This window comes from Leptospira sp. WS58.C1 (assembly GCF_040833995.1).
Lineage (GTDB): Bacteria > Spirochaetota > Leptospiria > Leptospirales > Leptospiraceae > Leptospira_B > Leptospira_B cinconiae.
The window spans coordinates 1,100,933-1,117,209 of sequence record NZ_CP162137.1; the positions used below are offsets into that span (position 1 = coordinate 1,100,933).

At 42.5% G+C, this 16,277-nt stretch carries 14 protein-coding genes; 12 read left to right on the plus strand and 2 right to left on the minus strand.

All coding sequences use genetic code 11. The annotated features are described in order from the left end of the window. Positions 1 to 27 precede the first annotated feature (27 nt). On the minus strand, positions 28 to 477 hold the full coding sequence (locus AB3N61_RS05095) for a flagellar basal body-associated FliL family protein (protein ID WP_020771299.1): 450 nt from the start codon (positions 475 to 477) through the stop codon (positions 28 to 30). A 71-nt stretch (positions 478 to 548) separates the two neighbouring features. Continuing rightward, positions 549 to 2,357 carry a M23 family metallopeptidase gene (locus AB3N61_RS05100; protein ID WP_367898637.1) on the minus strand — a complete coding sequence of 603 codons (1,809 nt, stop codon included), beginning with the start codon at positions 2,355 to 2,357 and terminating at the stop codon, positions 549 to 551. A gap of 91 nt (positions 2,358 to 2,448) precedes the next feature. Between AB3N61_RS05100 and lptE the strand changes: the two genes are divergently transcribed. The 12 genes from lptE to AB3N61_RS05160 all read left to right on the plus strand — a co-directional run bounded on the left by lptE (position 2,449) and on the right by AB3N61_RS05160 (position 16,276). Then, a complete protein-coding gene (lptE, locus tag AB3N61_RS05105) occupies positions 2,449 to 3,009 on the plus strand; it encodes an LPS assembly lipoprotein LptE (protein WP_367898638.1) in 561 nt (186 codons plus the stop codon). A 140-nt stretch (positions 3,010 to 3,149) separates the two neighbouring features. After that, positions 3,150 to 3,638 (plus strand): Fur family transcriptional regulator, encoded by a 489-nt coding sequence (locus tag AB3N61_RS05110; RefSeq protein ID WP_020771531.1) that lies wholly within the window; start codon positions 3,150 to 3,152, stop codon positions 3,636 to 3,638. Then, complete coding sequence (gene tgt / locus AB3N61_RS05115; RefSeq protein ID WP_367898639.1) at positions 3,635 to 4,759, plus strand: tRNA guanosine(34) transglycosylase Tgt; 1,125 nt, start codon at positions 3,635 to 3,637, stop codon at positions 4,757 to 4,759. The genes AB3N61_RS05110 and tgt overlap by 4 nt, the downstream gene beginning before the upstream one ends. Before the next feature lie 69 nt (positions 4,760 to 4,828). Then, a complete protein-coding gene (locus AB3N61_RS05120; RefSeq protein ID WP_008595243.1) occupies positions 4,829 to 5,164 on the plus strand; it encodes an STAS domain-containing protein in 336 nt (111 codons plus the stop codon). A gap of 42 nt (positions 5,165 to 5,206) precedes the next feature. Then, positions 5,207 to 6,802 (plus strand): lipoprotein LipL71, encoded by a 1,596-nt coding sequence (locus AB3N61_RS05125; protein ID WP_036090917.1) that lies wholly within the window; start codon positions 5,207 to 5,209, stop codon positions 6,800 to 6,802. A gap of 143 nt (positions 6,803 to 6,945) precedes the next feature. After that, a complete protein-coding gene (gene nadC / locus AB3N61_RS05130) occupies positions 6,946 to 7,818 on the plus strand; it encodes a carboxylating nicotinate-nucleotide diphosphorylase (RefSeq protein WP_036090919.1) in 873 nt (290 codons plus the stop codon). Between the two features lie 7 nt (positions 7,819 to 7,825). Next, positions 7,826 to 9,859, plus strand: coding sequence for a RelA/SpoT family protein (locus AB3N61_RS05135; protein ID WP_020771165.1), 2,034 nt, complete (start codon positions 7,826 to 7,828; stop codon positions 9,857 to 9,859). 116 nt (positions 9,860 to 9,975) lie between these two features. Then, positions 9,976 to 11,814 carry an extracellular solute-binding protein gene (locus tag AB3N61_RS05140; protein ID WP_412758390.1) on the plus strand — a complete coding sequence of 613 codons (1,839 nt, stop codon included), beginning with the start codon at positions 9,976 to 9,978 and terminating at the stop codon, positions 11,812 to 11,814. Positions 11,815 to 11,828: 14 nt separating this feature from the next. Then, positions 11,829 to 12,896: a hypothetical protein gene (locus AB3N61_RS05145; protein WP_020771427.1), complete on the plus strand. Its 1,068-nt coding sequence runs from the start codon at positions 11,829 to 11,831 to the stop codon at positions 12,894 to 12,896. Between the two features lie 214 nt (positions 12,897 to 13,110). Continuing rightward, complete coding sequence (gene purB, locus AB3N61_RS05150; protein ID WP_367898640.1) at positions 13,111 to 14,412, plus strand: adenylosuccinate lyase; 1,302 nt, start codon at positions 13,111 to 13,113, stop codon at positions 14,410 to 14,412. Beyond that, on the plus strand, positions 14,412 to 15,176 hold the full coding sequence (locus tag AB3N61_RS05155; RefSeq protein WP_367898641.1) for a hypothetical protein: 765 nt from the start codon (positions 14,412 to 14,414) through the stop codon (positions 15,174 to 15,176). The genes purB and AB3N61_RS05155 overlap by 1 nt, the downstream gene beginning before the upstream one ends. Beyond that, positions 15,173 to 16,276, plus strand: a complete 1,104-nt coding sequence (locus tag AB3N61_RS05160) for an AraC family transcriptional regulator (RefSeq protein ID WP_020771087.1) — start codon at positions 15,173 to 15,175, stop codon at positions 16,274 to 16,276. Before AB3N61_RS05155 ends, AB3N61_RS05160 begins: the two co-directional genes overlap by 4 nt. Position 16,277: the final 1 nt, after the last annotated feature.

The following is a 16,277-nucleotide window of genomic DNA, read 5'->3' on the forward strand; positions in this document are numbered from 1 at the left end:
CTGCGAAATCACTAAAAGTAAAAAACTTCACTTTATTTCCATATCGGAAATGATCACTCCGGTAATCTTTCCTTCGGTTAAAAGATGATTGATCGTCGCCTCCATTTCATTTTTCACCGATAATTGTGATTCGATACTCTGGAATTCTTCGGACGTTTTAGAAACGATGATAATATTAAGGATGGTTCGTATCTGAGTCATTCTTTTTGCTAATTCCATCGTTAATGCGGGTTGGTCTTTGTAAGCCAAGGCTAATTTAAATTTGATAAATTTCGAATCCTTAGTATTCATTAAAAATGGTTCTTGAAACCTGAAGTAAGACTGGTCTTTGGGAATTTGATCCAGCTCTTGTTTATATTCTTTTGAAGTGATAAATCTGCCCAAAAAATACGTAGCAGGTAATAAAGTTAACGCAATCAATCCGACTAGAATGGGAATTCCGATAATCATGATTGCAATTTTAACTTTTCGTTCCATAAAAACTCTCCGTGGCTCTGCGTCTCTGTGTGAAAAACCTTTGTGACTCTGCTAACTCTGAGTCTCTAAACCTAAAACCTCACTAAATCGGTAAACCAATCCGAAAAGTTACCCGCTCTGTCCTTAATCCGGATCTGGAGAAGCATATACTTTTTCCAAGCGGAGAAAGTTTTCGGGAATTTGACGATGAGCATCTTACGGTCCGCATCGAATTCGCTTGGATACAATTCTCCTTCCAGCAAAACTTCTGCGCCTCCGGCGTACCCGGAACCGGTGTCGGAAACGGTGTATAATCTTTCTTCAATTCCTTCTTCTTCCTGGCCTTTGATCCTTCTATGTCTTGTGATCAAAAATGGATAATTAACGGAAGGTTTTGCCTCGTCGGTGAGAATTGCAAGTGCCCCAAGTTTTGTGAGTAATGTAATCGAACCTTTTTGTTTTAAAGCGGACCATTTTTTGGAAGCTTTGTCGAAGATGTAAATCCCGTCTTTTTTACCTAGTGCTGCACCTCTCCAGGTTAGTTCCGCTTCTCCCACCCAGGAAAGATCGGAGGATTCTAATTCGTAAATCGAACCCTTTGATTTGAGTCCTTCCGGAAGTTTTAAGTCGTCTTCCGGCTTTTCCATTTTTTTGAAGTGTAACGAGCCCTGGCCGTAAGTTGTCTTTGCCGGAGTTCTGATCTTCAGAACACCGTCCAAAGAAGTGAATTCAGTTTTTGTAATGGATGGTCTTTTGCCATTTACGACCCCGACTTCTATTTCTAAGGGAAGGATGGAGTGATTTCCCGCATGGTCGGATGCTTTAAGTATGAGTTTGACTATACTTCCTACTTCGAAATTCCTAAGGTCTATACTCGGTCCTTTTGCGGGGAAAAGATTATACACATAAACGGGAGGATTTAAAGAAGAGCGGTTGGAGTCGAATATATCCTGGTGGACCCTTGCTTCTTCATAACTCATTCCCCTAAAGGATCTTTCGTATAAAGGAATATCTTCCTTGTAAATTCCTGCAAAGAAAAGATTGTTTTTGTTCCGTGAGGTCATTAGGTCGTAGGCACCTAATCTAAAACGGACACCTCCCGCCAAATGTAATTTTTGGTTCCCGGGAACTGCGAATTTACCTTCTCCTTTTTTTTCCAAATTGATCCTGGCCTGAACTCCATCTTCCGAGTCCACGTATAAGAGTAATAGTTCCGGAGAATATCTGTCTTTTCCTCGCAAAGGTAAATAGGGAAGGGGGTTTAAAGTCCCATTAGGTAAATGTAATTCAAAATGTAAATGACTAACCCCGGTTCCCGACTCTCCGAGTCTTGCTACATTTTCACCTTTGGGGAGAAGGTAAGAACCTGGAGAAAGTTTTACCTGAAATTCTCCACCGCTTAGTAATGCCAATGCTTCCCGCAGAAGGTCTAGATCCTTTCGAAATCCTTTGAAGTCCAGTAAGTGAGCAAACTTGGCCCTTAAATTAGAACCGGAAGACTTTATGATAATATTTGATCCGTAACCTTTTGTGGATTGCCCAATAGAATCCACATATCCTTGGAAAGGAGAAATGGCAGAAATCCCATTCGTATGAAATGTCTTAAAATCGCAGCCCATGTGCAGATGATGCACTCTATATTCCGCATAAGAACCGGAGATCGGAGTCTCCATTTCCATGGGAAAACCTAAATTTCCGAGATCCGCTAAAACCTCCGGTGTAAGATCGTCCCAAATATTTTTTTGGACAATGGCGCTCGGTTTTAGATTGGGGGAGACCACGGAAATTTTGGGACCTGTCTCGCCCGCACTTCCTTCCGTCCCGAAAAACAAAATAAGGAGGAATATTAAACCGTATATCTGCGGAATTTGTGGAAAAACTTTCAGGAAATTTTTTCCCATTTGCGAATTCAGATCCAATTCCCTTAAATTGTAAAGTCTGAAATCTGAGAAATTTTCTTGCAGCCTCATACTTGGAGAAAAGCCTGATGATATGAGGATATTCCTTCCGATTCTTTTGGTATTTTGCCTGGGTTTTTGTACCTATTTGACTCGGGAGCCCGGCAATCCTCCTAAAATCGACGGGATTCCTATCCCGGATTCCAAACGTACCGTGTATGTGCAGAATTTTCGCAATAATTCCTATGGGATTGCAATGCACACCACTCTCTCCGACCTCGTCAAACAGGAGATCAATTATCGGGGAAGATTTATCCAGACCAGAGAGAAGTCCCAAGCCGCATATCGTATCTACGGAGAGATCAGTCATTACCAACAAGTGGGAGCACTTTTAGATCAGGGTGGACAGCAGCTCAGTAAAGAGATGTTCGTAGTCTGCAAGGTAGAACTCCAAAAAGCAGGCGGGGAAAAAATTCCTTTAGAAAGGACCGAGATTCCTGCGAGGATCATCTACTCGGACCAAGTCGGTTTCATGGAAACGGAAAGTCAGGCCCAGACCAGATTACTTAAAATTCTTGCAGTCCGTATCGCGGAAGAAATGGAAAGAGCCTGGTACTATTCTATAGCGGGCAAAATCGAAGGTGAGGAAGAATAAGTATTTCATTTCCTAAAAATGAAATTCCACTTGATAATTCTCATATCCGGATCTTAAATTGTGGAAAAAGAATGTTAGCCTTCCCGGATTCCTTGGTTCGAAAGGAAAATCTTAAACAGGCTCATACTTCCTCCTGAAAAATGAACAAAGACAGAGAAGCTGAAATCCTGAAAACCGTAGACGATTCCATTCGGATGGAGATGAAAACTTTTTCTGAGTATTTACAGAAGAAGGGCCTGAAGATCACCAATCAAAGGATGTTAGTTGCAGAACGTATTTTTTCGCTGCACAATCACTTTACCGCAGAAAGTCTTCTGGAAGAATTCAAGGACCAAAGAGATAAAATTTCCAAGGCCACTATCTACAGGATACTTTCCATCATGGTAGAAGCGAAATTATTACAAGAGCATAATTTCGGCCAAGATTATAAGTACTACGAACATATTATAGGCCATACTCATCATGATCATATCATCTGTGGAGACTGCGGCAGGATCGTAGAATTCATGGACGAAAGGATCGAACAGTTGCAAGAGCAGGCTGCTGCAAGTAACGGGTTTAAGATCACAGGTCATAGTCTGAATATTTACGGTACTTGTTTGGATCCGAATTGTCCGAACAAAAAATGATCTTTAGATCCAGAGCTTCCGATCCACATTCTTTTGCTCGCACCGGAACCTTATCTCTCAACGGAATAGAAATTCCAACGCCTGTATTCATGCCTGTGGGTACAAGAGGAGCCGTTAAGTCCTTGGACTCGGACGACTTAGATGAGTTAGGTTACGAACTGATCTTAGGAAATACGTATCATCTTTATCTTCGCCCAGGAACCGAGGTTTTGGAAAAATTCGGTGGGCTCAAAAACTTTGTTTCATACAAAAAGGCTCTACTCACCGACAGCGGCGGTTTTCAAGTGTTCAGTCTGAATTCTCTCGTGAAATTCAAACAAGAAGGAGTAGAGTTCCGTTCTCATATCGACGGCAGTCCTCATTTTTTCACTCCTGAGAAGGTGATAGATATTCAGAGATCCATAGGTTCCGATATCATGATGGTCTTGGACGATTGTCCTCCAGGAGACGGAACTGTTTCTCGGATCAAAGATGCTCTGGATCGGACTCATCGTTGGGCAGAAGAAGCCGTGAACTATTGGGAGAAGGACAAACGAAATCAATTTCTCTTCGGGATTTTCCAAGGCGGGACAAATTTGGATCTGAGATTGGAGAGTTTGGAGAAAATCCGCTCACTTCCGTTCTCCGGAATCGCGATCGGAGGTCTCTCTGTTGGAGAACCCAGGCCTGATTTTATCCGCACGATGGAAGGAATTGCCTCCTCTACCGACAGGAATCGACCATTATATCTGATGGGAGTTGGAACTGTTCCGGATATTTTGGAAGGAGTCCGAAACGGAGTCGATATGTTTGATTGTGTTCTTCCTACCCGCAACGCGAGAAACGGCCAAGTATTCACTTCTCAAGGAAAAGTGAATCTCAGAAACGAAAAATGGAAGTTCTCAGATGAGCCGATGGACCCGAAATGCGAATGTAAAGTGTGCAAAAGATACAGTATCGGGTATATCAGACACTTACATCACGTGAAAGAACTCAGTGCATTCTCCTTGAGCACGTACCATAATCTGTATTTTATGAAAAAGTTCATGAAAGAACTCAGACATTCCATCGAAGTTGGAAATTTCAGTGAGTTTTTCGTTAAATGGAAAAATTTGTACGAAAGAGCGGAAATTTCTCGTTGACTATATAGAGAATGACCCCCCTATTGTAGGATGGTTCATACAGATAAAGAAAGGAGTTGCTGATTTTTTATGGAAATCACCAGAAGGGAAAGCGGTAACATCGTCATTCTGGACATCAATGGGGAGATCGATTTATACAATGCCCCTGAGATTAAGGATGTGATCGCAAAGCTCATCGAAGAGCAGAAATACTATACGATTATCAATCTGGAAAAGGTCTCTTATATCGACTCATCCGGAATCGGTGCTTTGATTTCCAGCCTCTCTAACTTAAAAAAATACCAGGGTGGACTTAAAATTATCAACGTTGCGGGTTCCGTTAGAAAGGTATTCGAATTAACGAAATTAACGTCATTCTTTGAGATCTTTGATAACGAAGCTGACGCTGTCGCTGCCTTTAAATAAATAAGGCATATTAAAACGATTCCTCTGGCTGGTGCAAAACAAATGAAAACTTTTCGAGCTATATCGTTCCCATCATTGGTACTGGGAGTTTTAGGATTCCTAGTTGCCTGTGGTTCAGAACTACCCGTAAAAGAATTAGCGGAAGCAAAAACCGCTATCACTCGCGCTAAAGATGCAGGCGCAGAAAAATATGCTTCCGGAGAATTTGAGGAAGCTCGCAAAAGTCTTTTGACCGCTCATGAAAAAGCTTCCAATGAAGACCTGGGCGAAACCAAAAAAAGCGCCGAATACGCAAAAAGTAAGGCGTATGATGCATTAGAAAGATCTTATCCTCAATTGACCGAGGAGACCAAGGCACAGGCCGGCACCGCGATCAATGAAGCGGATGAGGCGTATGCTTCCCAACTTGCCGCAGAACCTTATAATAATGCGGTAGAGCTTAAAAAAGAAGGGGACACTCTTCGAGATAATGCGGACCGCACTTTGGAATCCTATCCTAAGGAATCCGGAGACGACGCAAAACTTAAGACCCGTCTAGCTGCTTTCGATCAGTACGAACAAAGTAATAAAAAATATCTGGAGTCCAAAAAGGCGGCAACTGATGCCAAATCTTTGGCTCTTTCTCAAAAACAACAGTTAATCGATTCTCTTGCAGATATCGAAAAAAATCTGGATGATGCGGATCGATATGCCGGTGGTGGCGACCCTGAAGTGGCCCAAACGAGAGAACGTTTAAATGCTGCAAAAGGTAAGATCGACGAAGGAAAGATCAAAGAAGGTTATTCCGAAGTTGACGATATCCGTAAAAAATCAGCAGAACTTGTCGCCAAAAACATCCAAGCTTACGCACTCAAGAAGAAGGCAGAAGCAAAAGATTCTATCGGAAAAGCCAAGGACAAACTGGCTACGATAGACCAATCCAAACTGAAATCAAGCAAGGATCTCCAAACTTCTTACCAAAGAGCGGATGAGAACCTAAAAGCAGCCGATGAGTCTTTAGTTTCCGCAGAAGAGTTATATTCTTCCGAAAAATACGAAGATTCTATTGCCCGATCCGAAGAAGCGATTCGACTTTCCCGTATCGTTGTAGACCAGTCTGACGATATTGCAGAGAGATTACGCACCGGATCTTCCGTTGCAGGTCGCAAAGGGGATGCAGGAGATTCTACTCCTTCTACTAAAAAAGGAGAAGATACGGTATCCTCTTCTTCCGGAGAACTTCCCGAAGGTTGGAAAAAATACGTAGTTCGTAAGAAAATTCCTGCAGATTGCCTCTGGAGAATTTCCGCTTACAAGCAACATTACGGTACTTCTAAACTTTGGAAACGGATCTACGAAGCGAACCGTAACAAGATCAAAAATCCAAACTTGATCTATCCAAAACAAGTATTACTAATTCCGCCTGCCAAAGGATCCACTAAGTTCGATCCGAAAAAAGCTCCGAAAAAGCCGACAGGTAGCGATAAAGTAGAGGCATCTACTCCGGAAGAGAAAAAGGAAGAGACTACAACTCCTCCTGCAGCCTCTACGGATGAGTCGGAACCGGAAGAAGAACAGCCTTCTACTCCGGCACCTTCCACAGAAAATGAGCAACCTTCCGATTCAGGTGAGCAGGAAAGCGACGAAGAAGCTCGTTAATACGGTCTAACATTTTAGCAACTCACACACATGCTAGGCTCGGATTTTTCCGGGCCTTTCTTTTTTGTCAGGATCTAAATTTTCGAATTCCGCTTGATCCTCATTTATAATCCGAAACAGTTTTACTTAGCGGTGAATTCCAAGTGAAGAGGGCTTACACTAAGCCTATAGCAGAGACGAGTGCAGAGGATTATTATCCCCTGGCCAAAATGGCCTGGGATGAGGATTGTCCTGATCAAGATATAACGTCTGTTTCCTTATTCTCTCCGGACCAAAAGGCGATCGCATATCTAAATGCAAGGGAAGAAGGAATTCTTTGCGGGAGCGGGGTCGCGCAAGTTCTTTCAAAACTTTCAGCGGGAGATTTGCAGTTTCATTTCTTCTTTAAAGATGGAGAAAAATTCGTCAAAGGAGACAAGGTCGCCGAGATCCAAGGCAGCCTCCTCTCCATGTTGCGTGTTGAAAGAATCCTTCTAAATTTCTTACAATATCTTTCCGGTATTTCCACTTCAACTCGAAAGATCGTGGATCAGTACGGGTCTAAAGGGATAATGATCTTGGATACAAGAAAGACACTTCCGGGATACAGGAAACTGGCAAAGTATGCTGTGTATTGCGGAGGAGGTGCCAACCACAGATTGGATCTTTCCGAAATGGCGATGATCAAAGACAATCATTTGGCATTATTCGCATCGGCAAAAATCCCCGTTGGAAAGATCAGATCCAATTTTCCCGGAAGAATGGTGGAGCTCGAGATCGATTCCTTGGACCAATTGGAAGACGCTCTCGAAGCGGAACCGGACGTTTTAATGTTAGATAATTTTAATATACCCGATACACGAATAGCGTTCCAAAGGGCAAAAGAAAAAAATCCTAAAATCCTAATAGAATGTTCCGGAGGGATCACTCCTGAAAAACTGGAAGCATTGTCCGAATTTCCCGGAGTAGGGGTGAGTATGGGATATCTGACTCATACCACCAGATTTTTGGATCTAGGTTTGGATATAAGGACCTAATAAGAACATGGGATTCATTAAGGCTCCTGCCACCAAAGAAATGTTAATCGAAGGGGTTCGGGAAACCATGGGCCCCGAAGCCTTGGAACTGATCGAAAAGGCTTATAAAGTTTCGGAAGATTCCCACCAAGGACAGTTCCGTCTTTCGGGCGAACCTTATATAGTTCATCCCCTCCAAGTAGGTTTTATTTTATTCGAATTAGGTTTGGATGAGAAAGTAATCTCCGCCGGAATTCTTCATGATGTGATCGAAGATACTAAATACACAAAAGAAGAAATGGTGCGGGATTTCGGGACGGAGATCACACAACTTGTGGAAGGTGTGACTAAAATTTCCCAGATCAAAAGCCAGTCCAAAGAAACGGAAGCTGCGGAGAATATACGAAAGATCATCATTGCGACCATCCAGGATATTCGGGTCATTCTGATCAAACTAGCTGATAAGACCCATAATATGAGGACTCTTTCTTTTCAACCTCCCGAAAAACAGAGAAGGATCGCAAACGAAACTCTTTCCTTGTATGCACCGATTGCCGGAAGACTCGGTATCTACTCCATCAAATCCGAACTAGAAGATCTCGCTTTCCAAGTCATCTTTCCGGAAGAATACCAGGACATTAAAAAAAGGATCAGCGCCAAAAAGTCGGAAAGAGAAGAGTATATCGAAAAACTACAGCTCATCCTAAAACAGAGACTCGCAGAAATTCAGATCAACGCGAACGTGGAAGGAAGGGCAAAACATTTTTTCTCCATCTATCGTAAGATGAAAACGAAGGAAAAAACTTTCGACGAAATTTTCGATCTAAGGGCGATCCGAATCGTTACGGACGAGATCAAGGATTGTTACGGAGTATTAGGGATTGTGCATACACTTTGGTCCCCCGTTCCGGGAAGATTTAAGGATTATATCGCGACTCCTAAGACCAATATGTACCAATCGCTTCATACCACTGTGATCGGTCCTGATGGAAAACCTTTGGAAGTCCAGATACGAACCGCGGAGATGAATGCGATCGCTGAATATGGGATCGCTGCTCACTGGGTATACAAAGAAGGTAAAACTCATGCCAACGAAAGACATCTAACCGTGAAGTGGTTGGAAGTTCTACAGACTTGGCAGGATTCCGCTTTAGATCCTAAAGAATTTTTAGAAGAATTAAAATACGATCTTCACGAGGACGAGGTTTTCGTTTTCACTCCTAAGGGAGAAATCATACAACTTCCGAAAGGTGCTACGGTTTTAGACTTTGCATTCAGGATCCATACGGATGTGGGTCTGCATTGTAAGGGAGCCAAGATCAACGGTAGAATGATCCCCCTTCGTACCGAATTGCGCAGTGGAGACCAAGTTGAAGTAGTTGTGGATAAAAGGTCCAAACCTTCTCCTATCTGGCTTCGTATTGTTAAAACTCCTTCTGCCAGACAAAAGTTACGCGCTTATTTCAGAAAACTCAGAGAAGAGACAAGCAAAGATCTGGAACACGGTGCCGAAAATGCAGCGGAACTTACTCTGAATGCGGAAGTACTCGAAGAACTTAAACGTAAACCTTCCGAAAAAGTCTCCAAACAGACTCAAGCGCAGGGACAAGTCGCCGGTGGAAAAATTTTAGTCGCTGGACTAAGGGATATTCCAGTGAGGCTTTCCGGTTGTTGTTCTCCTCTTCCCGGAGACCAGATCATCGGCTTCGTGACTCGAGGAAGAGGTGTATCTGTTCATAAAAAGAATTGTAGTGTTGCATTAAAACAAAGAGAAGAAGAACAGCTCAGACAGATTACAGTGGATTGGGACTATGGACAAACCGAACCGGTGCCGGTTCGAGTGGAAGTGAAGGCAAAGGATCGCCAGGGAATTTACTTGGAAATGGTAAAAAGTATCTCCGGGACCCAGACAAATATCCTCGAGGCTGGAGCTTCTACAGTGCAAAAGGATACTTTGATGGCTCGCTTTATGATAGAAGTGGAACATTTGGACCAATTGAAGGAGATCCTAGGCAACTTAAAACGAATCCCGGATGTGGTTTTTGCTCATAGGGTCAAGTAAGGATTAACGATAGGTCTCGTCCTACTATCTTTTCATCGAAAATTTTACATTTAAGTTTGCCTGAAATCGGGTTTTCCCGGAAGCTTTCGAACACGAACATTCCTAAGAGGTGTGCTTTGAACGTTACTCTAAGAAATTCCAAATTACTGAAAATTTGCTATTTTATACTTTTATTATCCATAATTACGTTCGCATCGAACGGCTGTAAAGAAAAGGAAGAAGTCCAAATTTCCGTAGCAACCGAAGATCTTCCTTGGGACGGAGATCCGAATAGTATTCCGGAAGCTTTAAGGAAACCGAATCCTTCCACTTCTCCGAACGCAAAAAGGGGAGGAACGTTTAGGATCTACAGTCACCAGTATCCAAAATCTTTGAACTGGTATTTGGAAAATTTTTCCACCACGGCTGAAATTTTCACTCAAATGTTCGAACCACTTTTGGATAGACATCCTATTACTCTGGAGCCTCTTCCGAAACTTGCTTCTTCCTGGAAGATCTCTTCGGATAAAAAAACTTTTACGTTCATTCTGGACAAAAACGCCAGATGGAGTGATGGCAAACCTATCACCGCGAAGGACGTATTATTCACATATGAAACCATCATGAATAAGAAGAATAATACTGCGCTTCATCGGATCGATCTTTCCCGTTTCGAAGTTCCAAAATTAGTAAATGAATTCGAAGTTGAATTCACTCAAAAAGAGGTCCATTGGAAGAACTTCGAATTTATCGCATACGATTTCTTTATTCTGCCAGAACATTATTATGCCGAAAAAGATTTTAATAAGGAGAATTTCGAGTTTCCTGTTACGTCCGGACCGTATGAATTGCAGTCAGCTAAAAAAGGGATCTACGTAAAAATGAAACGTAGGAACGATTATTGGATGAGGGCTTATCCTTTTTACAAAGGGACGGATAATTTCGATACACTTATCTTCAAAGTATTCAACGACGATGCGGTCGCATTCCAAGCATTCAAAAAAGGTGATATAGATCTTTATCCTGTTTATAAGGCGGCGACTTGGGTACAGGACACGACCGGAGAACCTTTTGATAAGAATTATATCGTAAAACAAAAGATCTATAACGATAAAAAGTCAGGCTTTCAGGGTTGGGCATTCAATATGAGAAGAAAACCTTTTGACGATGTTCGTATCCGAAAGGCGATTGCTCATTTGGTTAACCGAAAACTCATGGTGGACAAACTCGCGTTCGGAGAATACCAACTCACCGATTCTTATTACGGATCCGTATGGGAAGAAGGACAATTACCGAATCCTCCGATCGATTACGATCCGGAAGCTGCTAAAAAACTTTTTGCGGAAGCCGGATGGAAACCAAATGCAAAAGGGTTCCTGGAAAAAGACGGACAACAATTCGTGATCCATATCCTGGAAAGAGATAGAAGTGTGGAAAAATATTTTACTCTGTTCATGGAAAGAGTAAAAGAGTTGGGGATCCAAGTCACTATCGAAAGCACGGATCTTGCCAACTGGTCGGAGAGGATGGATAAATATGATTTTGATGTTACTTGGGCTGCTTGGGGAGCGGGAAGTTCCTTTCCGGATCCGGAACATCATTGGGATTCCAAATACGCGAATGAGAATGGGCAGAACAATTATAACGGTTTCAAAAATCCGGAAGTAGATAAACTCATCGAGCAGCAAAAAACGGAATTCGATATTAAAAAAAGAACGGAAATCCTGAAGAAGATAGATAGGATCTTAACGAAAGAGGTTCCATACGTTCTTCTTTGGGGAATTAAATCCACAAGAGTCCTGTATTGGAATCGATTCGGTACACCGGAAAATCCTCTCTCCAGATATTCCGGAGAAGGCGCGGCAAAGTCCTTATGGTGGATCGATGCGGAAAAAGACAAGGCATTGGAAAACGCTAAGAAGAATAAAACGGCTCTTCCTACTTACAAAAGAGACTTGTACTACCATTCCAAATAAGGTTTGGGATTTTAATGGCGAAAAAGGGAAGATTCAGCGAATTCGGAGAGGCGATCCGGAATTTTTGGAACTCTCCCGGAATTCCCAGCTTTATCGAGATCTTAGAGAAAGGTCTGGATAAAGAATTATTTTTCGATCCGGACAGAGCGGATTCTCAGATCCCTAAAGAGGATCTACCTATCGACTTTCGTCTTAGGCAATCCGGCTTAGCTCGAAAATTATACGAAAAACTTTTTCCGGTATCTCATGTGTTTCGCATAACGCATAGATACGGACGGGAATTTTTGGATAATTTTATGCCTCTTGCCGCCGAAAACTATATAGGAAGGGGGTCGTATAAATTCGTATATACACTTCCTTGGAACCAAGTAGTCAAAATAGGAAAATCCAAACTTCCTTCCGATCCAATTTTCGGTTCTCTATATAAAGAAGTGCAGAATAACCTAGAACGTTATTTAAAAACCGAAGAGATCGGTTTAATGCATCATTTGCAAAAATCAGTTTGGGGAGAATCCAAAAGGGACGAGATCCGTTTTAAGTTCGCTCGTTTAGGATTGGAAAGACTACACTATTGGAAATTAAAAAGTCTGATCCCCGATCTTGTGCTTCCCACTCGATTTTTTATGGGCTTACGTTTCAGAAGGAGTCCATTCGGCGTTCCTGTGGTCACACTCACTCCTTGCGATAACCAAAATTTATTACCAGGAAAACATCTAAAGGAATTCATCCGATTGAATGAGAAGGTAAGGCAGAACCCGATCCAGGATGCACTTTTTCCCAAATGGAAATTGAACTTTGATACGCATAGATTCGGGATCATCAGTAAATCCAAACTCAAAAAGATCGCCTTGGACTTCCATAGAGTTATTGAAGTCACCCGTTATCTTGCGAACGAAGAAAAACTGATCTTCGATATCCATTCCGAAAATATCATCATCACCATCCCCGACTTCGAACTCAAAATTTTCGATTATCATGTTTTCGACGAACATCTATACGAGCCTAGCAAGGAAAACCCTTCTCCGGAAGTGGATCATATCAATCTGATCAAAGAATTCGTAAGCTCTTTTGAGCTAGGTTAGAAAACATTATTTCGCACAGAGAACACTGAGGGTTTAGCTGAGTAAAGCCCAGAGTCTTAGAGAGGCCTGTTGGAACTCCTACGAGACCCATTTTTCTTCCTATTTTTCCTTTAGGCTCTGTGAACTCCGTGTGCTCTGTACGAACCAAAATGATTTACGTATGAGCACCGGATAAAAATCCTATCAATGGGGATATTTCCCCGAGGACGCTGGAATGATTGATCGGTATTCGAATCCGGAGATTTCTAAAATTTGGGAATTGGAGAACAAATTCGATATTTGGAAAGAGATCGAAATATTAGCCACCGAAGCCCGGATGAAAAAAGGAGAGGTCCCTAAGGAGGACTTCGAAGAGATCCGTTCCAAGGCAAGATTCAACGTGGACGAAATTTTAGAGATCGAATCCAAGGTCCACCATGACGTTATCGCATTCTTAACGAATATGAATTCTTATATCGGACCTGCCGGTCGCCATGTACATTACGGTCTTACTTCTTCCGATATCGGGGACACCGCACTTTGCGTGCAGATGGTCCAAGCGATGGATCTGATCCTAAAAAAAACGGACCAACTCATCGAGGCGATCAAGGAGAAGGCGATCCAATACAGAGATCTTCCTTGTATCGGCAGATCTCATGGGATCCATGCCGAACCTATGACTCTCGGTTTAAAATTCGCATTGTTCTACGAAGAAATGAAAAGAAACCGAGTGCGAATGGCTCTGGCAAAAGAAGAAGTAGCGGTCGGTAAATTATCCGGTGCGGTAGGAACTTATTCCAATATAGAACCGGATATCGAAGAATACGTTTGTGAGAAGTTGGGGCTCAAGCCTGATCCGATCGCGACCCAAGTGGTTTCCAGAGATAGGCATGCAGCTTATATGTCCGCGTTAGGCGTTACTGCTGCAAGTTTGGATCGTTTTGCAACCGAAGTCCGTCTTCTACAAAAGACCGAAGGTAGGGAAGTAGAGGAGCCTTTTTCTCCGGGACAAAAGGGATCTTCTGCGATGCCTCATAAAAGAAATCCTGTGATTTGTGAAAGGATCTCCGGTATTTCTAGAGTGATCCGTTCTAACGTTTCTACCGCTTTGCAGAACGTAGCCTTATGGCATGAACGGGATATTTCTCATTCTTCTGCGGAAAGGATAGTGGTTCCGGATTCTACGATCGCTCTTGAATATATTTTGGATAAAATGTTATTCGTAGTAAAAAATCTACATGTGTATCCGGATGCGATCGAAAGAACATTGGGGACTACAAGAGGTCTGATCTTCTCACAAAAAGTTCTTCTCCACTTGATTGAGAAGGGTGGGATCACAAGAGAAGAGGCATATACGATCGTGCAAGGCCATGCGATGGCAGTTTGGGCGGATGTTTCTCAAAATCTGAAGACTCGATTAGCTGAAGATCCTAAAGTGCAGAAGGTATTAAAACCTGGAGATTTGGATTCTATCTTCCAAATTTCACCGTATCTGGATAAGGTGGGATTGATCTATAAAAGACTCGGTCTGGAGTAATGCCTAAATTTGCTATCTTCGGGCTGGGATATACCGGCTTACGTATCCTAAATACATTGCAAAAAGAGAATACTGTTTTAGGAGTTTCTCGGGAAACAAAAGTAGAAGGTTCCATTTTGCTGGATCTATCCGATGCGGCTGCTTTGGAAAATTTTCGTAAAGAGAATGAAGGCTCGGGATTTGACGCGAGTCTTATCACATTCCCCGTCCAGAAACTCGCAAATAGGGATCAGGTTTTCGATACTATATTCTCAATCTCCACAACAGTTTGGATGTTCGGATCTACTAGTATCTACCAAAGGTTTTCTCCAGATATCACTGAAAAAACACCGTTAGATCCGACACATGATCGTTACGAAACCGAGCTACGATTTTTGGAACGTGGCGGCAGGATCCTCCGTCTTTCCGGGATCTATGGCCCAGATAGAAATCCGGCAAATTGGGCAAGAAAGGGTTCGGTTAAAAAAACAAAACGCCAATTGAATCTAATTCATGGGGACGATATTTCGGAAGCGGTACGTTTGCTTCTATCTTACTCCGGAAATGACCTGCCTTCCGAGCTGATCTTAACCGATGGGCAATGGCATACTTGGTTAGAGATCTTCCGATTTTTAGAGGATCACGGCAAGATCCAGGTTGTTCCAGAGGAAAAGATGGATAGAGAGGACTGTTTTATTGACAGTGGTTTGATCCGGAAATTTCTTCCTGGTTTACAAACTAAGGACTTTTGGGGAGAATTGGAAAAACTGGAAGAACTCACTTGATCTCACAGATCACGGACATATTACATTTATTCTGTCTTTCGAATTTAATCTTTATCATCGGACTTCTCGGATGGAGATACTATTACGATCTTAGGATTCGTATCGCGGGAGGTTTTTCTTTCGGGATCGTATGTTATATCCTTTTATCTTTAGATCCTGATCTTAAGATCCCTTATTCCATCCGCGTATTCCTGTTTACCGGCCTTATCAGTTTGCCATTTTTCTTTTGGATGATCAGCCTTGCAATATTTGAAGATCATTTCGAGATCAAATATTGGCATTGGCTTTTGCTTATCAGTAAGGTTGGGGTCTCCGCTTGGTCGGTCTATCCTGTATTAGATCTGATCAATATGAGAGGGCCTATCGTTTCTGAAACGGTTCTCGCACATATTATCATTCCGACTCTTCTCTCTTTGGGCTTTGTAGTGGCCGCAATCATTCGGATCTATTCGGGGAGAAAAGACGATCTTGTAGAAGCAAGAAGAAGGTTACGTGAAGTCCATATTCTAATGACCGGAAGTGTGATCACTTTTAATATGTTCTCTCATCTGATCTTAAGAGGTAAGGTCTTATCCGAAATTTTGGATCTGGCGAACGTGATCCTTGCTTGGGGACTGATTCTTGCATTCATGTATTTGGTCTTCGAATTGAAAGAAGGTTTGGTGGATCCAAGACCAGAAGAATCCGAGGACAAAGAAGAAAAAGCGGTTTATGCTGATCCGGCGTTGAAGAAAAAATTAGTCTCTGCATTCGAAGAAACTAAACTTTATAGAAAAGAGGGACTGACGATCGGGCAACTTGCGGAGGATCTGGAAATACAGGAATATAAACTGCGAAGGCTGATCAACCAGGCGATGGGTTTTCGAAATTTTCCGGATTTTTTAAATCGTTACAGGATCCAAGAAGCCTGCGAGATCCTTTTGGATTCAGGAAAAGATGAAGTCCCAATTATCCGGATCGCTATGGATTTGGGCTACCAATCCCTGGGCCCCTTTAACCGAGCATTTAAAGAACTAACGGGGGTCACACCCACCGAATTTCGCCGCAACCGTGGTAGGGATGAATCCTTAAAAAGTACCGCCGATTTTGAAATCAGCTAGA

Bases quoted from the DNA above. Each gene is read 5' to 3' on its own strand.
- AB3N61_RS05135 (WP_020771165.1), top strand. From the start codon at position 7,826: ATGGGATTCATTAAGGCTCCTGCCACCAAAGAAATGTTAATCGAAGGG.
- AB3N61_RS05120 (WP_008595243.1), top strand. From the start codon at position 4,829: ATGGAAATCACCAGAAGGGAAAGCGGTAACATCGTCATTCTGGACATC.
- AB3N61_RS05095 (WP_020771299.1), bottom strand. From the start codon at position 477: ATGGAACGAAAAGTTAAAATTGCAATCATGATTATCGGAATTCCCATT.
- AB3N61_RS05145 (WP_020771427.1), top strand. From the start codon at position 11,829: ATGGCGAAAAAGGGAAGATTCAGCGAATTCGGAGAGGCGATCCGGAAT.
- tgt (WP_367898639.1), top strand. From the start codon at position 3,635: ATGATCTTTAGATCCAGAGCTTCCGATCCACATTCTTTTGCTCGCACC.
- AB3N61_RS05100 (WP_367898637.1), bottom strand. From the start codon at position 2,357: ATGGGAAAAAATTTCCTGAAAGTTTTTCCACAAATTCCGCAGATATAC.
- AB3N61_RS05110 (WP_020771531.1), top strand. From the start codon at position 3,150: ATGAACAAAGACAGAGAAGCTGAAATCCTGAAAACCGTAGACGATTCC.
- purB (WP_367898640.1), top strand. From the start codon at position 13,111: ATGATTGATCGGTATTCGAATCCGGAGATTTCTAAAATTTGGGAATTG.
- lptE (WP_367898638.1), top strand. From the start codon at position 2,449: ATGAGGATATTCCTTCCGATTCTTTTGGTATTTTGCCTGGGTTTTTGT.
- AB3N61_RS05155 (WP_367898641.1), top strand. From the start codon at position 14,412: ATGCCTAAATTTGCTATCTTCGGGCTGGGATATACCGGCTTACGTATC.
- AB3N61_RS05125 (WP_036090917.1), top strand. From the start codon at position 5,207: ATGAAAACTTTTCGAGCTATATCGTTCCCATCATTGGTACTGGGAGTT.